The following is a 17,404-nucleotide window of genomic DNA, read 5'->3' as shown; positions in this document are numbered from 1 at the left end:
GGCACCCGCCGCGCAGCGGCGATGTAGCGGAGCCAACGGCAAGCGAATGACCGAAGAACAGAACACCCCGGCAAACAACGGCAACTACGATGCGAACAGCATCACCGCTCTGGAAGGGTTGGAGGCTGTCCGCAAGCGTCCAGGCATGTACATCGGTGACGTCCATGACGGCACCGGTCTGCACCACATGGTGTTCGAGGTTGTCGACAACTCCATCGACGAAGCGCTGGCAGGCCACGCCGACAACGTCGTGGTGACCATCCACGCCGACGGCTCGGTCTCGGTGTCCGACAACGGTCGCGGTATCCCGGTCGGCAAGCACGAGCAGATGAGCAAGAAGCTCGATCGCGACGTCTCCGCTGCCGAAGTCGTGATGACGGTCCTGCACGCCGGCGGCAAGTTCGACGACAACAGCTACAAGGTGTCCGGTGGCCTGCACGGCGTCGGCGTCAGCGTGGTCAATGCGCTGTCGGAGAAGCTGCTGCTGGACATCTACCAGGGCGGCTTCCACTACCAGCAGGAATACAGCGACGGTGCGGCACTAAACCCGCTGAAGCAGCTGGAAACCAGTACCAAGCGCGGTACCACCCTGCGCTTCTGGCCGTCGACGAAGGCATTCCACGGCAACGTCGACTTCCACTACGAGATCCTGGCGCGGCGCCTGCGCGAGCTGTCGTTCCTCAACTCCGGGGTCAAGATCGCGCTGATCGACGAGCGCGGCGAAAGCCGTCGCGACGATTTCCACTACGAAGGCGGCATCCGCAGCTTCGTCGAGCATCTGGCGCAGCTGAAGAACCCGCTGCATCCGAACGTGATTTCGGTGACCGGCGAGCACAACGGCATCGTCGTCGACGTCGCACTGCAGTGGACTGACGCCTACCAGGAAACGATGTACTGCTTCACCAACAACATCCCGCAGAAGGACGGCGGCACCCACCTTGCCGGCTTCCGCGGCGCGCTGACGCGCGTGTTGAACAACTACATCGAGCAGAACGGCATAGCCAAGCAGGCCAAGATCACCCTGACCGGCGATGACATGCGCGAAGGCATGATCGCGGTGCTGTCGGTGAAGGTGCCGGACCCGAGCTTCTCCTCGCAGACCAAGGAAAAGCTGGTCAGCTCCGATGTGCGCCCGGCAGTGGAAAACGCCTTCGGCGCGCGCCTGGAGGAGTTCCTGCAGGAGAACCCGAACGAAGCCAAGGCGATCGCCGGCAAGATCGTCGACGCCGCACGTGCGCGCGAAGCCGCGCGCAAGGCGCGCGACCTGACTCGCCGCAAGGGCGCGCTCGATATCGCCGGCCTGCCCGGCAAGCTGGCCGACTGCCAGGAGAAGGATCCGGCGCTGTCGGAACTGTTCATCGTCGAGGGTGACTCGGCAGGCGGCTCGGCCAAGCAGGGCCGCAACCGCAAGAACCAGGCGGTGCTGCCGCTGCGCGGCAAGATCCTCAACGTGGAACGTGCGCGTTTCGACCGCATGCTCGCCTCGGATCAGGTCGGTACCCTGATCACCGCGTTGGGCACCGGCATCGGGCGCGACGAGTACAACCCGGACAAGCTGCGCTACCACCGCATCATCATCATGACCGACGCCGACGTCGACGGTTCGCACATCCGCACCCTGCTGCTGACGTTCTTCTACCGGCAGATGCCGGAGCTGATCGAGCGCGGCCACGTCTATATCGGCCTGCCGCCGCTGTACAAGCTCAAGCAGGGCAAGAGCGAGCTGTACCTGAAGGACGACGCGGCGCTCAACGCCTACCTGGCCAACAGCGCGGTCGAAGGCGCGGCGCTGATCCCGGCCGAAGCCGAGCCGGCGATCACCGGCCAGGCGCTGGAGAAGCTGCTGCTGCTGTTCACCGCTGCCAACGAAGCGATCGCGCGCAATGCGCACCGCTACGACCCGGCGCTGCTGACCGCGCTGATCGACCTGCCGCCGCTGGACGTGGAACAGTTGCAGGCCGAGGGTGACCAGCACCCGAGCCTGGAGGCACTGCAGGCGGTGCTCAACCGCGGCACGCTCGGCACCGCGCGCTACCAGCTGCGCTTCGACCCGGCCAGCGACGTGCATGCCGCCTCGCTGGTGGCGATCCGTCGCCACATGGGCGAGGAGTTCACCCAGGTGCTGCCGATGGGCGCGTTCGAGAGCGGCGAACTGCGCCCGCTGCGCGATGTCGCCCTGGCCCTGCATGGCCTGGTGCGCGACGGCGCGCAGATCATCCGCGGCAACAAGACCCAGTCGATCACCAGCTTCGCGCAGGCGCAGGCCTGGTTGCTGGAGGAGGCCAAGAAGGGCCGCCAGGTGCAACGCTTCAAGGGCCTGGGCGAAATGAACGCCGAGCAGCTGTGGGAAACCACGGTCAACCCGGATACCCGCCGCCTGCTGCAGGTCCGCATCGAAGACGCCGTGGCTGCCGACCAGATCTTCAGCACGCTGATGGGCGATGTGGTCGAGCCGCGCCGCGACTTCATCGAGGACAACGCGCTGAAGGTCGCCAACCTGGATATCTGACACAATCGGATGTCGGCCACCGCCGCGCACGTATGCGTGGCGGTGGCGTATTTCCCGCCGTTCCAGGATCGCGATGATCGAGCCGCAGGCGCCCTCCCCGACCGTTGCCATACCGGCGCTGCCGCCTCGCGCAGGCTCGCCCGTCGCGGGATTCTTCATCGATCTGCTGATCGGCCTGGGCGTGCTGCTGCTGATCAGCGTCGGCGCGACGATGCTGTGGGGCGTCTGGCGCGGCTTCGAAATCGCGCTGCAGGCCCGCCACGAAGGCTTCACCGCCACGCCGGACCAGATCGCGCGGATGATCGGGCAGCCCGGCGCGATGGCGCAGATGCTGATCGCGCTGGTCAGCACCGCCTCGGCCGCCTTGCTGCTGTACTTCTGGCGCCGCCGCGCCAGCGCACAGGAAAAACAGGCCTCGCGCGCCGCGATCGCGCGCCGCTCGACCTGGATTCGCATCGGCGCGGTGGCGCTTGGCGTATTCGTCTTCAGCACCGCGATCGGTACCTTGGCCGAGCAGCTGGGCGTGCATCCGGTACCGACCAACCTGGCGTTGATGGAAGAAGCCATCGACCAGTGGCCGTGGTTCCTGATCGTGTTCGCGGTGGTGCTCGCGCCGGCCTATGAGGAACTGATGTTCCGGCGCGTGCTGTTCGGGCGCCTGCTGGCGGCCGGCCGGCCCTGGCTCGGCATGTTGCTGAGCAGTCTCGCCTTCGCGCTGCTGCATGAAGTGCCCGGCATCAGCGGCAATGGGCCATGGGCGATCTTCCAGCTCTGGCTGGTCTACGGCGCGATGGGCGCCGCCTTCGCCTGGCTGTACTGGCGCACCGGCACGCTGTGGGCACCGATCGTCGCGCATGGCTTGAACAACGCGATCGCGCTGGTCGCATTGCACTGGTTTGGCATCCCCTGACGCTTGACGAAAAGTTAAGCCGTCAACGGCCACAATGAGGCCGGATTCAAGGGGGATTCGATGAAAGCAGTCTTGCTGGCGATGCTGGTGACCCTGGTGGTTTCCGGCTGCGCGACGACCACTTCGCCGACGGGCCGCCGTCAGGTGGTCGGTGGCGTGTCGCAGCAGCAGCTCGACCAGCTCGGCGCCCAGGCCTTTGCCGAGACCAAGAGCAAGGAAAAGCTCAGCAGCAACGGCCAGCAGAACGCCTACGTGAACTGCGTGGTCAATGCGCTGGTGGCGCAACTGCCGCCGCAATGGCGCAGCACGCCGTGGGAAACCGCCCTGTTCGTCGATGCCGAGCCCAATGCGTTCGCATTGCCGGGCGGCAAGGTCGGCGTGAACACCGGCATCTTCACCGTCGCCAAGAACCAGGACCAGCTCGCGGCCGTGCTCGGCCACGAAATCGGGCACGTGATTTCGCGCCACCATGAGGAGCGCATCACCCGCCAACTCGGCGCGCAGACCGGCCTGGGCCTGCTCGGCGCCCTCGCCGGTGCCGCCTACGGCAGTGGCGCGGCCAGCGCGGTCAACCAGCTCGGCGGCATGACCGCGCAGACCGCGTTCCTGCTGCCGGGTTCGCGCACGCAGGAGAGCGAAGCCGACGTGGTCGGCCAGCGCTTGATGGCCCAGGCCGGTTTCGACCCGGCCCAGGCGGTGAATCTCTGGCAGAACATGATCGCTGCCGGTGGCGCACGCCAACCGCAATGGCTGTCCACGCATCCCGATCCCACCAACCGCATCCGCGAACTCCAGCGCGACACCCCGAATCTGGAACCCGTCTACCAGCAAGCCCGGCGCGATGGTCGCGTACCGCGCTGTGGGTGAGTGGAAAGATTTGCGGCAATACAGCACGGAAACCGTTTTCGCGACGGAAAACTTTCTGCTAAGTTTGCTGGCTCACTTTTTGTATAGCCTGCGTTTCACTTCCGTACCGCAGCGTGCGGTCCAGCCGAGGTCATCATGAAACTGCCCACTCGCAACAAAGCATTGCTGTCCCTGTTCATTGCCGTATCACTGGGCGGTGCGGTTGTCGTTGATGCGTTCGCGCAGTCCGACAGCTCTTCCCAGCGCCAGGGGCGCAAGTCGAAGGACGACGGCAAGGCAAAGGATCTGTATCCGCAGGCGACCCGCGAAGCACCGAAGGTCAAGAACTCCTCGAAGATGGGCAGCAAGCTGCAGAAGCTCATCGACACCTTCAACAAGGGCGAGGACTACGCCTCGGTACGCACGCAGGCCGACCAGATCATCGCCGACCCGGCCGCCAACGAAGCCGACAAGGCGCTGGCCGCGCAGATGGCCGCGCAGGCCGCCTACAACCTCGACGACACCGCCGCCGCCAAGGCGTACCTGAAGCAGGTGATCGATCTCAACGCGCTGGACAACAACGGCCACTACCAGTCGATGCTGATGCTGGCCCAGCTGGAACTGCAGGACAACGAATACGACGCTGGCCTGGCCACGCTCGACAAGTACCTCACCGAGACCCACTCGCAGCGTCCGGAAGACCTGATCATCAAGGGCCAGGCGCTGTACCAGACCGAGAAGTACGCCGAGGCGATTCCGGTGCTGAAGCAGGCGATCGCCGCTTCGCCGGACCCGAAGGACAGCTGGACCCAGCTGCTGATGGCCGCCTACTCCGAGGCCGGCCAGAACGCTGAAGCCGTCGCCACCGCCGAGCAGCTGGCCGCCAAGAATCCGAGCGACAAGAAGGCTCAGCTCAACCTGGCCAGCATGTACATGCAGGCCGACCAGATGGACAAGGCCGCAGCGGTGATGGACAAGCTGCGTGCCAGTGGCCAGCTCACGGAGGAGAAAGAGTACAAGCAGCTGTACTCGATCTACGCCAACACCGACAACCACGAGAAGGATGTCATCGCGGTGATCAACGAAGGCCTGCAGAAGGGCATCCTGAAGCCCGATTACCAGGTCTATCTGGCGCTCGCGCAGTCGTACTACTACACCGATCAGGTTCCGCTGGCGATCGACAACTGGAAGAAGGCCGCACCGCTGTCCAAGGACGGTGAGACCTATCTGAACCTGGCCAAGGTACTGCACTCGGAAGGCCGCATCCCGGAAGCCAAGGAAGCCGCCAAGCAGGCGCTGGCCAAGGGTGTGAAGAAGCCGGACGACGCGAAGAAGATCATCAACCTGAAGTAGTTCGGAAAAATAACCCCCGAAAGCCTGTGTATAAGTGGTTACAGGTCGCGGGATTGGTATAAGCTTGGAGGTTCCTGCGGCATGAACGCCGCCCTAATCGGGGATCCCGAAACGGATCCAGGCCCCCACTGAAAGAGCCATTGGCGCATGACGGAACAATTTGTTGTCCACAGGTATGACCAGGATGAAGGGCAGGAGTTGAGCTGGCCCCGCATCATCGGTATTGCCTTTGTAATCGCTCTCCATCTTGCCGCCCTGATGCTGCTCCTGATCCCGGCCGTCGCTCCCAAGGCGCCGGCGGAAAAGGAACGCAACGTCATGGTGACGATCGTTGACGCGCCGCCGCCGCCACCCCCGCCGCCGCCGCCGCCGCCGCCGGAAGACAAGCCGCCGCCGCCGGTGAAGAACCTGGCGCCGCCGAAGACCTCCCCACTGCCGCCGCCGCCGGAAGCCCCGGTCGTGGATGTACCGGAGCCGCGTGCGGCCGACGTCGTCGTCCCGCCGTCGCCGCCTGCGCCGCCTGCACAGGCCGTCGACATCGGCGCCAGCGTCGACATCTCGTCGAAGAACATGAACCCGCCCAAGTACCCGCCGGCCGCATTCCGTGCAGGTATCCAGGGTGAGGTCGTGTTGATCGTCGACGTCGATGCCAACGGCAACGTGACCAACGTGGCGGTCGAGAAGTCGAGCCGCAACCGCGATCTCGACCGCGCCGCGATGGATGCTGCCCGTAAGTGGAAGTTCAATGCTTCCGTCGTCAACGGGCAGAAGGCAGCGGGTCGCGTTCGCGTCCCGGTCAACTTCGCGCTCAATTGATCGCAGGGAACCGGCGTCTGCCGGTTCCGAGCTCTGTCGTTCTTTTAGCACTACCCTTCATCACCACACACAACAAAGGTAAGCGTCATGCTGCAGGATCTCTTCATCGCCGCCGCTGCCGGGGGTTCGAACCCGTCGGCTGCCCTCTCGCAGATGGGCTTCGAGCACCTGATCGGGGAAATGACCTCCAACCCGGGTGACTTCGCGGTTTCCTGGGTCGTCCTGATCGCCCTGGTCACCATGTCGGCTGCGTCCTGGTACTGGACCGTCATCAATACCTTCAAGGCCACCCGCCTGAAGGCTGCTTCGGACCGTGTCGTCAATGCTTTCTGGGAAGCGCCGAACGCGCAGGACGCCATCCGCGCAATGGAAGAGCAGCCGGCTTCCGAGCCGTTCTCGAAGATCGCCCTGGACGCCGCGCAGGCTGCCGCCCACCACCAGCGTGCCGAAGGCAGCAACACCGGCCTGGGTGAGAACCTGAGCCGTTCGGAGTTCGTCGACCGTGCCCTGCGCCAGGCCGTGACCCGCGAGAGCGGCAAGCTGCAGTCGGGCATGGTGCTGCTGGCGACCGTCGGTGCGACCTCGCCGTTCGTCGGTCTGCTGGGTACCGTGTGGGGCATCTACGGCGCCCTGATCAAGATCGGCGCCAGCGGCAATGCCGGTATCGAGGCGGTGGCCGGCCCGGTCGGTGAAGCACTGATCATGACCGCGATCGGTCTGTTCGTCGCTATCCCGGCGGTGTTTGCGTTCAACTTCTTCTCCAAGATCAATACCTCCACGATCGCGAAGTTCGATACGTTTGCCCATGATCTGCACGATTTCTTCGCCACCGGCTCGCGCGTCAAGTAAGACGCGCCTCCGGCAGAGAAGTCATTGCATTGTGATTTAGACGGAGCCCGTTATGGCCTTCAGTAGTGGAAACAGCAGCGGCCCGATGGCCGACATCAACGTCACGCCCCTTGTGGACGTGATGCTGGTGCTGCTGATCATCTTCATCATCACCACACCGTTGATGACCCAGAAGGTCAAGGTGGAATTGCCGAAGGCCAACCTCACCAAGCAGGAAGAGGACGGCAAGCGCCCCAGCCCGATTACGATCGCGGTGCAGGAGAATGGCGATCTGTTCTTCAACGACGAGCCGATCACCAAGGAAGCCCTGGAATCGCGTCTGTCGACGGCTGCGCAGCAGACCCCGCAACCGCCGCTCAACCTGCGTGGTGACCGCACCACCAAGATGAGCACGATCAACGAGGTCATGAAGATCGCGCAGGGTCAGGGCATGCTGGACATCGGCTTCGTCACGACCAAAGACAGAGGGCAGTAAGTATGGCTTTCAGTAGTGGAAACAGCGGAAAGCCGATGGCCGATATCAACGTCACGCCGTTGATCGACGTGATGTTGGTATTGCTGATCATCTTCATCGTGACCGCGCCGATCATGACGTACCCGATCGCCGTGGACCTGCCGCAGCGTGTGCTCAACCCGCCGCCGCAGACGGTTGAGCCGCCGCCGCCGATTGATCTGCGCATCGACGCGGGTAACCAGGTCTACTGGAACAGCAGCCCGGTTCCGGTCAGCGAACTGCAGCAGCGGATGGAGGAAGTGGTCCAGGCGGACCCGACCAACCAGCCGCAGCTGAAGATCGACGCCAACGCGGACTCCGAGTACGAAGTGGTGGCCAAGGTGCTGGCCGCTGCCAAGAATGCGGATATGCAGAAGATCGGCTTCGTCCAGTAACACGAGACGTTCCAACGCTTCAAACAGTCATGACGCGACTGCAACGCCACCGGAAACGGTGGCGTTTTTTTTGCTCCGTTCGCCCAGAGTTCCCTCCCACAAAAAGGCGGCTGCACCGGCAGTACAACGACGTGGGATAGGCCCCCCGCCTCCCGAGGACGCGGCTTTCACCACCGAGTACTTGCGCCACCTCCCGGGTGCCGGCGTATGCTGGCCGTGCAGCCAACAACTCGGAGGGAAGGACGATGGCAATCGGTATCCCTGGCAAGAGTGGACCCCTGGCCGACATCAACGTCACGCCGCTGGTGGACGTGATGTTGGTGTTGCTGATCATCTTCATCGTGACCGCGCCGATCGTGGCCCGGCCGATAACCATCGACCTGCCACAGCGCATCGATACACCGCCGCCGCGCGTGGAGCCACCTGCACCGATCGACCTGCGTCTTGATGCAGGCGGTTCGCTGTACTGGAACGGGACGGCGCTGGCTGCGTCGGACCTGCAGGCACGACTGCGGCAGGCGGCCGAGGTCGAACCGGGGAACCCGCCGGAACTGCGCATCGACGCCAGTCCGCTCGCTGACTATCAGGCGATGGCCAGCGTATTGGCTGCGGCGAAAAATGCCGAACTGCAACGGATCACGTTCGTGCAGAGATAAGCATCGGTTGTCGTTGCGGATGGCGGATGAACCGCGCAGGCCCGCTCAGGACGAGAGCGGGCTCTGCGTCAGGATGTCCAGGTAAGCGCGGACCGTTGCATCGAGTCCGTCGTAGAGGGCTTCGCCGATCAGCGCATGGCCGATCGACACTTCCAGTACGCCGGGTACGGCGGCCAGGAAATCGCCGAGGTTGGCCTGCGAAAGGTCGTGACCGGCATTGATGCCCAGCCCAGCCTCGCGTGCGAGCTTCGCCGAAGCGGCGAACTCGATCAGGCTGGCATGCGGTTGGCCGCCGCTGTAAGCCTCGGCGTAAGGGCCGGTATAGAACTCGATCCGGTCCGCGCCGAACGACGCCGCGCGCGGGATGTCGGGATTGCCCGCATCCACGAACAGGCTGACCCGGCAGCCGAGCTGCTTGAACGCGGCGATCAGCGGCGGCAGGCGCTCGCCTTCCTGGTGGAAGTCGAAGCCGTGGTCGGAGGTCAGCTGACCGTCGCCATCGGGCACCAGCGTCACCTGCTCCGGTCGCGTCAGCCGGCACAGTTCCAGCAGGCCCGGGTAGCCTTCGCGCGGCGGTGCGAACGGGTTGCCCTCGATGTTGAACTCGACGCCGGATTCACGCGTCAGCGCCGACAGCACGATGACGTCCTCGGCACGGATGTGGCGCCGGTCCGGGCGCGGATGCACGGTGATGCCGTGCGCGCCGGCGGCGATGCAGGTGCGCGCGGCCTGCACCACGTCCGGGTCGTGTCCGCCGCGCGAATTGCGCAGGACGGCGACCTTGTTGACGTTGACGCTGAGCCTGGTGGTCACGACGCTTCCCGGCCGTGATCGTCGGCCTGGACGGCGCCGCTCGCGGCCGCCTTGCGGGCTTGGGCCAGTTCGCGCAGGCGCCGCAGTTCGAGCGGATCGACCATGCTGCCGACATCGCGCTGCACGTCACCGATGCGCGAAACGTACCAGCCGCGCACCCAGGCCAGCAGCAGCACCAGCGCGGCCAGCAGCGACAGCACCAGCAACCACATGTGCGGTGTGCTGAAAGCCAGGATCAGCGCGCCCAGCGCCAGGAGCAGAAACAACCAGTGCATGTCGACCTCCCCGGGAAGTGCGCGCAGTGTAGCGCTGCGCCGGCATGGGGTTCCATGGACTGAGGCCGGGTTCGGCAAACGGCGGTTCGGCATCGACAAAGTGCCGCGTCCTGCCGCGCCTGTGCCACGCGCTAAAGCAGCGGCGAAGTCAGCCGAGCGAAGGCCTCCGGCAGGCGTGAACGCAGCAGCGGACGGTTGCGCTCGAAGTGGACTTCCTGCGCCTGTTCCATCTCGTGCGCGAGCAGCCGGGACAGCTCGCCGGCCATCCCACCGTCGCGGAACAGCATCGAGACCTCGAAGTTGAGGCGAAAACTGCGGTTGTCGAAATTGGCGCTGCCGACGATGCAGACCTCGTCGTCGGCAAGGAATGCCTTGGTGTGCAGCATGCGCGGGCCGTATTCGAAGATGCGCACGCCGGCCAGCAGCAGCTCGTCGAAATACGAGCGCGCCGCGTAGGTGACCAGTCGCGAATCGCTCATCCGCGGCACCAGCAGGCGGGTGTCGAGCCCGCCCAGCGCGGCCGAGGTCAGCGCCATCCGCGCGGCCTCGCCGGGCACGAAGTACGGGGTCGCCAGCCATACCCGTTCGCGCGCCTCGTGGATCGCCGCCACGTGCAGGCGATGGATGGTTTCCCAGGACGAGTCCGGGCCGGAGACCAGCACCTGCGCCTCGATCCGGCCGTCGCGTCGCCGCGGCATATCTTCCGGCCACAGCACCTGCCCGGCGAGGTGCCCCCGGCCCTGCCCGCTTGCATAGATCCAGTCCTCGAGGAACACCTGCTGCAGGCTGCGCACGACGTGGCCTTCCACGCGCACATGCAGGTCGCGATAGGCATCGGTGCGCAGCGACTCGTCTTCCTCGTCGGTGATGTTGATGCCGCCGGTGAAGGCGATCTGCCCGTCGACCACCACGATCTTGCGGTGGGTGCGCAGGTTGACCCAGGGCCGCTTGAACGGCTTGAGCAGTTGCGAGGGATGAAACCACGCCGCCTCGCCGCCGGCGTCCAGCAACGGTTGCAGGAAGTGCCGTGACACGCTGGAGGAACCCACCGCATCCAGCAGCAGGCGGACCTTGACCCCGGCACGGGCGCGCTCGATCAGCGCGTCGCGGATGCGGGTGCCGCTGCGGTCGGGGTTGAAGATGTAGTACTCCACGTGGACGTGATCGCGCGCCTGCGCGATCGCTTCCAGGATCGCCGCGTAGGTGGCCGCGCCGTCCACCAGCCAGTCGGCACGGACGGCGCTGCTCGGCGCCAGTCCGGATGTGGACTGGGCGATCTTGGCCAGCTCGGTGCAGTCCGCGTCGGGCGGGCAGACGCTGCTGTAGTGCTCCATGTCCGAGCGCGCGCGGCCGCGACGCAGGCGTTGCCGTTTCACCTTCTGCGGGCCGAGCAGGTAGTAGATCAGCAGCCCGAGGTACGGCAGTGCCGCCAGCGACAGCACCCAGCTCAGCGTGGCGACCGGCTCGCGCTTCTGCAGGATGATCCAGCCGAGGATCCACAGCAGATACATCACATAGGCGGCGGTGATGTAGGCGCCAAGATGGGGAATGCCCGCCAGCCATTCCCACGCGCCCCGCAGGGTTTCGAGCATGCGGCGATTCTATGTCGCGGACGAGGCTGGATTACGTCGGCCTGCCCGTCGAGCGAGCCCCGATGAACGCAGCGACCGACAGTGATCGCAATGACTGAGATCGCGTGCCCATAGCCTTACCCGATGGCACAGGCAATCAAAGGGCGCGGGTCCACCGGCTATCTGCCGGGACGTTTCGAGATCACCGTCAACGAGGCGGTGGACGATGGCTGGTGGCAGCAGGACGACGAGGAGTTCGCCGATCCGGCGCTGCGCACGCGGGTGACCGAGGAGACCGCGCGCAGCATCATCAGTCGCAACAGCTCGCCGGATGTGCCGTTCGCGCAGTCGGTCAATCCCTATCGGGGCTGCGAGCATGGCTGCAGTTACTGCTTCGCCCGCCCCAGCCATGCCTACCTCAACCTCTCGCCCGGCCTGGATTTCGAGACGCGGCTGTTCGCCAAGACCAACGCACCTGAACTGCTGCGGCGCGAGTTGGCTCGGCCGGGTTACGCGCCGAGCACGATCGCGCTCGGCATCAACACCGATGCCTACCAGCCGATCGAGCGCAAGCTGCAACTGACGCGACGGTTGATCGAGGTGCTGTGGGAAACCCGGCATCCGTTCACGCTGATCACCAAGAACGCACTGGTGGTGCGCGACCTCGACCTGCTGGTGCCGCTGGCACGCGAAGGATTGGTCAGCGTGCATTTCTCACTGAGCACGCTCGACCCGCGGCTCACCGCGCGGCTGGAACCACGCGCGACCGCACCGCATGCGCGGCTGCGCGCGATGCGCACGCTGCATGCGGCGGGTGTGCCGGTCGGGGTGATCGTGGCGCCGGTGATCCCGTGGATCAACGACCACGAGCTGGAAGCAGTACTGCAGGCGGCGGCCGATGCCGGCGCCTGCTCGGCCGGCTACGTGCTGCTGCGATTGCCGCACGAAGTGGCGCCGCTGTTTCGCGATTGGCTGCAGACGCATCATCCGCAGCGCGCCGCGCATGTGATGAGAACGATCCAGCAACTGCGCGGCGGCAAGGATTACGACAGCCGCTTCGGCAAGCGTTTCAGCGGCGAGGGTGTGTATGCGCAGCTGCTGGCGCGAAGGTTTGCGTTGGCGTTGCGTCGTACCGGGATGGAGGGGCGGCGCTATCCGCCGTTGGATACGCAGCGCTTCCGGCGGCCGCTGATGCCGGCCAAGGCATCGCCGCCGTCGCCGCAGGGCGAGTTGTTCTGAGCCACGCCATGACCGGCTGCCGTAGGAGCGGCTTCAGCCGCGATAGGGCTTTACCGGTAAAGCCCCATCGCGGCTGAAGCCGCTCCTACGGGCAATCAGCAGCCGTAGAGCGTCTGCGCCGACTGGAACAGGATCCAGCTGGTGGCGATGAACTTGTCGCCGCCGACCGGGCGGTTGCCGCGATGGGTGTGGGTGAAGGCGGTCGGTGCGATCAGCAGGCTGCCGGTGCGCGGCTTGGCCTTGCGCTGCTGGAACAGGAACTCGGTCTCGCCCTGTTCGAACTCCTCGTTGAGATAGAGCGTCCACAGCAGGTGCCGGTGCAGCGTCTCGGCGGCGGGATCGCGCGGATACAGCTCGCAGTGCCAGTACGGATAGCCGCCCTCGCCCGCCGCATACCATTGCAGGTTGATCGCGCCGGGCCGCAGGCAGGTGCGCGCCAGTCCCGCCAGCGCGGTGTCGTCCATGCCGGGGAAATGCTCGGCCGCGAGCCGGTGCGTCTGCCCGTCATCGCCGTTGACCTGCAGCATCAACGGTGAGATCAGCGCCTGTGGATAGCGGCGCAGGTAGTGCAGCAGGCCGCTGAACACGGCTTGCTGCAAACGCTGCTCGACGCTCTGCCATTCGGCTTGGCCGCTGATGCGCAGGTCGCGGCTGCGCTTGAGTTCGGGAAACACGCCCCCGCCGACCTGGCCGGGTTGCAGGCGATCGCTGTCGCGCAGGCGTTGCACGATCGCCGCGCAATCCTCGCGCGGCACCGCGTCGTCGATGATCTCGATGAAGTCGGGCTGGTCCATGACCGCCGACCTTAGCAATGCTGGCGCGCGCATGCACGTCGCGGGGAACGCACCAGGAAAAAAGCCCCGCCGGAGCGGGGCTTTTTTGTACTACGCGTTTGTACTGCGAGCGTGCGATCAGAACTTGTAGTTGAACCCGACCGCCAGCACGTCGCCGGTGACACTGTAGGTGCCGACCACGTTGTTGAGCGTGGCGGAGGTGGTATCCACGTTCGGATCCTTGGTGAACAGGTGCGTGTAGCCGACGCTATACTCGGCGTTCTGCGACGGGGTCCAGGTCAGGCCGAGCGAGAGCCACTTGCGCGAGGTATCCGGCACGCGGACGTCACGATGCGCATCGGTGGTCGGGGTCTGGTCATAAGCCAGGCCGCCGCGCAGGGTCACCGCTTCGTTCAACTTGAACTCGGTACCGATCGAGCCGAAGGTGGTGTCGCGGTAAGCGAACTCGAGCGGCAGCGACTGCCCGTTGTCGAGCGCAACCGTCACCTTGTCGAACTTGCTCCATGCGGTGCGGCTCACGTCGGCCATGACCGACCAACGCTCGTCGATGCGATGGTAGAAGCTGGCCGTGGCGCTGGCCGGCAGGGTGAGCGTGGCTTTGCCCTTGGTGTCCACGTAGTAGCCCGGCTGGGCGACGGACAGAACGGCGGCAGCGGCGGCCGGAACGGTGAAGTCGGCGGTGCCGTCGGTGATCTTGTGCTTGACCTCCGAGCGGTAGCTCAAGCCGATGTTGGTGTTCTCGTCGATGCTGAACAGGCCGCCGAGGGTGAAGCCGGCAGCGGTGTTGTCGCCCTTGATGCGCAGCTTGCCGTCGGCACTGCCGGGGGTGAAGCCCAGGCGCGGGTTGACCGAATACAGCGCGGTGCCGAAGTCGATCGCGTTGCTCAGATCGATGTCCAGACGCTCGGCGAACACCGAGGCGCCGAACGAAACGTACGGGTTCACGTCATAGGAGAACGCGAAGTTCAGGTCGATGGCCTGCAGCTCGGTCTTGAGGCCGCTGTAGCGCCCCTTCCAGTTGCTGTCGTACTCGGTCTTGAAGCCGAACGGCACGGTCAGCGAGGTGCCGAAGTGCATGTTGTTGTTCTCGCCGAACGGCAGGTGGAAATACACCGCCGGCACCGCTGCGACCATGCCGGCGTCGCCGCCATTGCCGCCGGAGATCGCGCCGCCCGTGGCGTAGGTCGCGTCGCCCTTGAACTTGGCGCCGAAGCTGATCGCGCTGACGTCGGCCTGGAACTGGCGGCCTTCCAGCAGGCGCATGCCGGCCGGGTTGTTGGCGATGATCGAGGCATCACCCGGGGCGCTGCCGGAGCCGGCAAAGGCGCGGCCCAGGCCCTTGGCACTGTTTTCCTTGAGCTGGAAAGCGGCGCCGTGGGCCTGGCCGAAAGCCAGGGCGCCGGCGATGCCGACGGCCAGCGCAGTGATGCGGCTGAATGTGGAAACGTTGGACATGTCGATTCTTCTCCGGGAAAACATTGGAATTGTTCTGCGTACGCGCCTGCAACGACCAGAATCGGGAACCCTGGCCGTCGCGCCGGAGACCCCTCCCGACATACGACGCCGTATGCAGTATAGCGCTGTCGATTAACCAGACAATAACGACCTTGGTCTGAAGCAGCCGGATCGGGCGGGATGGGTTCAGGGCCTTGAAGCCGGTATCGTGCCGGCCATGTTCGTGTCGATTCCCTCGCGCCGGAAGCCCGCCCATCGCTGGGCGGTACCGCTGCTGTTCGCGGCGATCTGGCTGGCGTTCCTGTGGTCGATCAGCCGCCCAGGCGAGGCGCGCAACACCCTGTGGCTGGACTGGGGCGCGCTTTCCAGCGGCGTATCGCGGCCCGGCGACTGGTGGGCGATGCTGCAGGACGGCAGCGTCCTGCGCCTGTTCACCGCGTTGTTCCTGCATGCGGACTGGTCGCACCTGATCGGCAATCTGGTGTTCCTGCTGATCTTCGGGCTGCCGGCCGAGCGCATCCTCGGGCCATGGCGGCTGCTGCTGCTGTTCCTGGTCGGCGGGGCGGCGTCCAACCTGGCGGCGGTGGCGGCGATCGGCACGCCCGACCGGGTGGTGATCGGCGCGTCCGGGGCGGTGTCGGCGTTGATCGGCACGTATCTGGCGCTGTTCCCCGGGGCCAAGCTCGGGGTGGTGCTGCCGCTGGGGCTGTTCCTGGAATTCATCCGGGTCCCGGCACCGCTGCTGATCGGGGCGTGGGCGGTGTTGCAGGTGGTGTTCGCCTGGATCGGTCCCGCGTTCGGCATGGTGGCCTGGTCGGCGCACGTGGCCGGTTTCCTGTTCGGCGTGGCCTACGGGGTCTATGTGCGCGCCGCGATCGCGCGGCGGTTGCGCAAGCGGCATGGGTTCTAGCTTGTGTGGGAGGGGCTTCAGCCCCGACAGGTTTTCCTGGCAGCGCACGTCGGGGCTGAAGCCCCTCCCACAGGGGCGCTCTTGAGGCGTGATGTGCGCAGCCCCATTTCCCACGTGTTCCCCAGGTCGAAATCCGCCCCATGTCCAAGCCGCTGTACAAAGTGACGTTCCTCAACCACGGCAAGGTGTACGAGCTGTACGCGCGTCATGTCGGCAGCAGCCATCTGTGGGGTTTCAACGAGATCGGCGAGCTGGTGTTCGACGTGCACGACGGGTTGGTGGTCGATCCCACCGAGGAGCGGCTGCGCGAGGAGTTCGGCAATACCAAGACCCTGCACCTGCCGATGCAGAGCATCGTGCGCATCGAGGAAGTGGAGAAGAAGGGCCAGTCCGCGATCCGCGATGCCGCAACCGGCGAGAAGGTGGTGACGCCGTTCCCGATGCCGTCCAAGCCGCGTTGAACGCGATGCGCATCCTCGTTTCTGACGACTACCAGGATGCGGTCCGCCACCTCGCCTGCTTCGCGCGCTTGCGCGATCACGAGGTGACGGTGCTCGACCATGCGCTGGCCGATGCATCCGATGAGGTGCTGGTGCAAACCGAAGCACTGGTGCTGATTCGCGAGCGCTCGAGCGTCGACGCCGCGCTGCTGCAACGCATGCCGCGACTGCGGTTGATCAGCCAGACCGGCAAGATCGCCGCGCACATCGACCTCGATGCCTGCACCGCACATGGTGTGGCGGTGGCCGAGGGCGTGGGTTCGCCAGTGGCGCCAGCCGAGCTGGCGTGGGCGCTGGTGATGGCGGCGAGCCGACGCCTGCCGGCCTACGTGCAGGCACTGCACGACGGACGCTGGCAGCGGCTCGGCGATCCCGGTCTGGGCCGGGTGCTGCAGGGGCTGACGCTGGGCATCTGGAGCTACGGCAAGATCGGCCAGCGGATCGCCGCATACGGGCGCGCGTTCGGCATGGAGGTGCGGGTCTGGGGCAGCGAGGCGTCACGCGCGCAGGCGCAGGCCGACGGCTATGCCGCGTTCGCCAGCCGTGAGGAATTGTTCGAGGCCAGCGACGTGCTGAGCCTGCACCGCCGGTTGGTGGCGGCCACGCGCCATGCCATCGGCGCGGAGGATCTGGCGCGGATGAAGCCGGACGCGTTGCTGGTCAACACCAGCCGCGCCGAGCTGATCGCACCGGGGGCGTTGCTGGCGGCGCTGGAGGCCGGTCGGCCTGGCCAGGCGGCGATCGACGTGTTCGAACACGAGCCGTTGCTGGATGTCGATGATCCGCTGTTGCGGCATCCGCACGTGCTGGCGACGCCGCACCTGGGTTATGTCGAAACTGGCAGCTATGCGCTGTACTTCGGCGCGGCGTTCGACAACGTACTGGCGTTCGCCGAGGGGCGGCCGCAGGGGATTGCCAATCCTGAGGTGCTGGCGCAGTTGTAGGAGCGGCTCTGGGTGGCCTCTGTCTCTTCTCCACATCTCCGAGCCCACGAGACCACCTAGCACATCTGGGGGGGGG

The 17,404-nt window shown here is 65.7% G+C and carries 18 protein-coding genes; 13 read left to right on the top strand and 5 right to left on the bottom strand.

Annotation, left to right across the window (positions count from 1 at the left end; genetic code table 11):
• Nucleotides 1-46 precede the first annotated feature (46 nt).
• The 9 genes from gyrB to AC3WJE_RS09490 all read left to right on the top strand — a co-directional run bounded on the left by gyrB (nt 47) and on the right by AC3WJE_RS09490 (nt 8,827).
• A complete protein-coding gene (gene gyrB / locus AC3WJE_RS09530) occupies nt 47-2,509 on the top strand; it encodes a DNA topoisomerase (ATP-hydrolyzing) subunit B (RefSeq protein WP_493730549.1) in 2,463 nt (820 codons plus the stop codon).
• Nucleotides 2,510-2,582: 73 nt separating this feature from the next.
• Entirely contained in the window at nt 2,583-3,419 is an 837-nt protein-coding gene (locus AC3WJE_RS09525; protein ID WP_493730548.1) for a CPBP family intramembrane glutamic endopeptidase, read from the top strand.
• A 60-nt stretch (nt 3,420-3,479) separates the two neighbouring features.
• Complete coding sequence (locus AC3WJE_RS09520; RefSeq protein ID WP_493730547.1) at nt 3,480-4,286, top strand: M48 family metallopeptidase; 807 nt, start codon at nt 3,480-3,482, stop codon at nt 4,284-4,286.
• A 135-nt stretch (nt 4,287-4,421) separates the two neighbouring features.
• A complete protein-coding gene (locus tag AC3WJE_RS09515) occupies nt 4,422-5,618 on the top strand; it encodes a tetratricopeptide repeat protein (protein WP_493730546.1) in 1,197 nt (398 codons plus the stop codon).
• Between the two features lie 147 nt (nt 5,619-5,765).
• Nucleotides 5,766-6,434: an energy transducer TonB gene (locus tag AC3WJE_RS09510; RefSeq protein WP_493730545.1), complete on the top strand. Its 669-nt coding sequence runs from the start codon at nt 5,766-5,768 to the stop codon at nt 6,432-6,434.
• Nucleotides 6,435-6,521: 87 nt separating this feature from the next.
• A complete protein-coding gene (gene exbB, locus AC3WJE_RS09505) occupies nt 6,522-7,283 on the top strand; it encodes a TonB-system energizer ExbB (protein WP_493730544.1) in 762 nt (253 codons plus the stop codon).
• Nucleotides 7,284-7,335: 52 nt separating this feature from the next.
• Nucleotides 7,336-7,758 carry an ExbD/TolR family protein gene (locus tag AC3WJE_RS09500; RefSeq protein WP_493730543.1) on the top strand — a complete coding sequence of 141 codons (423 nt, stop codon included), beginning with the start codon at nt 7,336-7,338 and terminating at the stop codon, nt 7,756-7,758.
• Nucleotides 7,759-7,793: 35 nt separating this feature from the next.
• Nucleotides 7,794-8,171 (top strand): ExbD/TolR family protein, encoded by a 378-nt coding sequence (locus AC3WJE_RS09495; RefSeq protein WP_493730542.1) that lies wholly within the window; start codon nt 7,794-7,796, stop codon nt 8,169-8,171.
• Between the two features lie 245 nt (nt 8,172-8,416).
• Nucleotides 8,417-8,827, top strand: a complete 411-nt coding sequence (locus tag AC3WJE_RS09490; protein ID WP_493730541.1) for an ExbD/TolR family protein — start codon at nt 8,417-8,419, stop codon at nt 8,825-8,827.
• A 45-nt stretch (nt 8,828-8,872) separates the two neighbouring features.
• Here AC3WJE_RS09490 and AC3WJE_RS09485 read toward each other — a convergent pair whose 3' ends face one another.
• The 3 genes from AC3WJE_RS09485 to cls form a co-directional block, all read right to left on the bottom strand.
• Entirely contained in the window at nt 8,873-9,640 is a 768-nt protein-coding gene (locus tag AC3WJE_RS09485) for a pyridoxine 5'-phosphate synthase (protein ID WP_493730540.1), read from the bottom strand.
• Nucleotides 9,637-9,915 (bottom strand): hypothetical protein, encoded by a 279-nt coding sequence (locus AC3WJE_RS09480; RefSeq protein ID WP_493730539.1) that lies wholly within the window; start codon nt 9,913-9,915, stop codon nt 9,637-9,639. The genes AC3WJE_RS09485 and AC3WJE_RS09480 overlap by 4 nt, the downstream gene beginning before the upstream one ends.
• A 131-nt stretch (nt 9,916-10,046) precedes the next feature.
• The gene (cls, locus tag AC3WJE_RS09475) at nt 10,047-11,507 is read right to left on the bottom strand and encodes a cardiolipin synthase (RefSeq protein WP_493730538.1); all 1,461 of its coding nucleotides are present in this window, start codon (nt 11,505-11,507) and stop codon (nt 10,047-10,049) included.
• A gap of 123 nt (nt 11,508-11,630) precedes the next feature.
• Between cls and AC3WJE_RS09470 the strand changes: the two genes are divergently transcribed.
• On the top strand, nt 11,631-12,725 hold the full coding sequence (locus AC3WJE_RS09470) for a PA0069 family radical SAM protein (protein WP_493730537.1): 1,095 nt from the start codon (nt 11,631-11,633) through the stop codon (nt 12,723-12,725).
• Nucleotides 12,726-12,820: 95 nt separating this feature from the next.
• On the opposite strand, the gene AC3WJE_RS09465 is transcribed toward AC3WJE_RS09470, so the two are convergent.
• Both AC3WJE_RS09465 and AC3WJE_RS09460 read right to left on the bottom strand, forming a co-directional pair.
• On the bottom strand, nt 12,821-13,519 hold the full coding sequence (locus tag AC3WJE_RS09465) for a 2OG-Fe(II) oxygenase (RefSeq protein WP_493730536.1): 699 nt from the start codon (nt 13,517-13,519) through the stop codon (nt 12,821-12,823).
• A 117-nt stretch (nt 13,520-13,636) separates the two neighbouring features.
• On the bottom strand, nt 13,637-14,974 hold the full coding sequence (locus AC3WJE_RS09460) for an outer membrane protein transport protein (RefSeq protein WP_493730535.1): 1,338 nt from the start codon (nt 14,972-14,974) through the stop codon (nt 13,637-13,639).
• 217 nt (nt 14,975-15,191) lie between these two features.
• On the opposite strand from AC3WJE_RS09460, the gene AC3WJE_RS09455 reads away from it, so the two are divergent.
• The 3 genes from AC3WJE_RS09455 (at nt 15,192) to AC3WJE_RS09445 (ending at nt 17,328) form a co-directional block, all read left to right on the top strand.
• Nucleotides 15,192-15,884, top strand: coding sequence for a rhomboid family intramembrane serine protease (locus tag AC3WJE_RS09455; RefSeq protein ID WP_493730623.1), 693 nt, complete (start codon nt 15,192-15,194; stop codon nt 15,882-15,884).
• A 140-nt stretch (nt 15,885-16,024) separates the two neighbouring features.
• On the top strand, nt 16,025-16,345 hold the full coding sequence (locus AC3WJE_RS09450) for a DUF1820 family protein (RefSeq protein WP_493730534.1): 321 nt from the start codon (nt 16,025-16,027) through the stop codon (nt 16,343-16,345).
• Between the two features lie 5 nt (nt 16,346-16,350).
• Nucleotides 16,351-17,328 carry a D-2-hydroxyacid dehydrogenase family protein gene (locus tag AC3WJE_RS09445; protein ID WP_493730533.1) on the top strand — a complete coding sequence of 326 codons (978 nt, stop codon included), beginning with the start codon at nt 16,351-16,353 and terminating at the stop codon, nt 17,326-17,328.
• Nucleotides 17,329-17,404 lie beyond the last annotated feature (76 nt).

The organism is Pseudomonas sp. GW821-FHT07E12, from assembly GCF_058986605.1.
This window is presented reverse-complemented; position numbering and strand designations above follow the sequence as displayed.

What these genes read in the sequence shown, in the direction of transcription:
- AC3WJE_RS09500 (WP_493730543.1), top strand. Translation starts at nt 7,336, where the DNA reads ATGGCCTTCAGTAGTGGAAACAGCAGCGGCCCGATGGCCGACATCAAC.
- AC3WJE_RS09525 (WP_493730548.1), top strand. Translation starts at nt 2,583, where the DNA reads ATGATCGAGCCGCAGGCGCCCTCCCCGACCGTTGCCATACCGGCGCTG.
- AC3WJE_RS09510 (WP_493730545.1), top strand. Translation starts at nt 5,766, where the DNA reads ATGACGGAACAATTTGTTGTCCACAGGTATGACCAGGATGAAGGGCAG.
- AC3WJE_RS09455 (WP_493730623.1), top strand. Translation starts at nt 15,192, where the DNA reads ATGTTCGTGTCGATTCCCTCGCGCCGGAAGCCCGCCCATCGCTGGGCG.
- AC3WJE_RS09515 (WP_493730546.1), top strand. Translation starts at nt 4,422, where the DNA reads ATGAAACTGCCCACTCGCAACAAAGCATTGCTGTCCCTGTTCATTGCC.
- AC3WJE_RS09470 (WP_493730537.1), top strand. Translation starts at nt 11,631, where the DNA reads ATGGCACAGGCAATCAAAGGGCGCGGGTCCACCGGCTATCTGCCGGGA.
- exbB (WP_493730544.1), top strand. Translation starts at nt 6,522, where the DNA reads ATGCTGCAGGATCTCTTCATCGCCGCCGCTGCCGGGGGTTCGAACCCG.
- AC3WJE_RS09520 (WP_493730547.1), top strand. Translation starts at nt 3,480, where the DNA reads ATGAAAGCAGTCTTGCTGGCGATGCTGGTGACCCTGGTGGTTTCCGGC.
- AC3WJE_RS09445 (WP_493730533.1), top strand. Translation starts at nt 16,351, where the DNA reads ATGCGCATCCTCGTTTCTGACGACTACCAGGATGCGGTCCGCCACCTC.
- cls (WP_493730538.1), bottom strand. Translation starts at nt 11,507, where the DNA reads ATGCTCGAAACCCTGCGGGGCGCGTGGGAATGGCTGGCGGGCATTCCC.
- AC3WJE_RS09490 (WP_493730541.1), top strand. Translation starts at nt 8,417, where the DNA reads ATGGCAATCGGTATCCCTGGCAAGAGTGGACCCCTGGCCGACATCAAC.
- AC3WJE_RS09460 (WP_493730535.1), bottom strand. Translation starts at nt 14,974, where the DNA reads ATGTCCAACGTTTCCACATTCAGCCGCATCACTGCGCTGGCCGTCGGC.
- AC3WJE_RS09450 (WP_493730534.1), top strand. Translation starts at nt 16,025, where the DNA reads ATGTCCAAGCCGCTGTACAAAGTGACGTTCCTCAACCACGGCAAGGTG.
- AC3WJE_RS09480 (WP_493730539.1), bottom strand. Translation starts at nt 9,915, where the DNA reads ATGCACTGGTTGTTTCTGCTCCTGGCGCTGGGCGCGCTGATCCTGGCT.
- AC3WJE_RS09465 (WP_493730536.1), bottom strand. Translation starts at nt 13,519, where the DNA reads ATGGACCAGCCCGACTTCATCGAGATCATCGACGACGCGGTGCCGCGC.
- gyrB (WP_493730549.1), top strand. Translation starts at nt 47, where the DNA reads ATGACCGAAGAACAGAACACCCCGGCAAACAACGGCAACTACGATGCG.
- AC3WJE_RS09495 (WP_493730542.1), top strand. Translation starts at nt 7,794, where the DNA reads ATGGCCGATATCAACGTCACGCCGTTGATCGACGTGATGTTGGTATTG.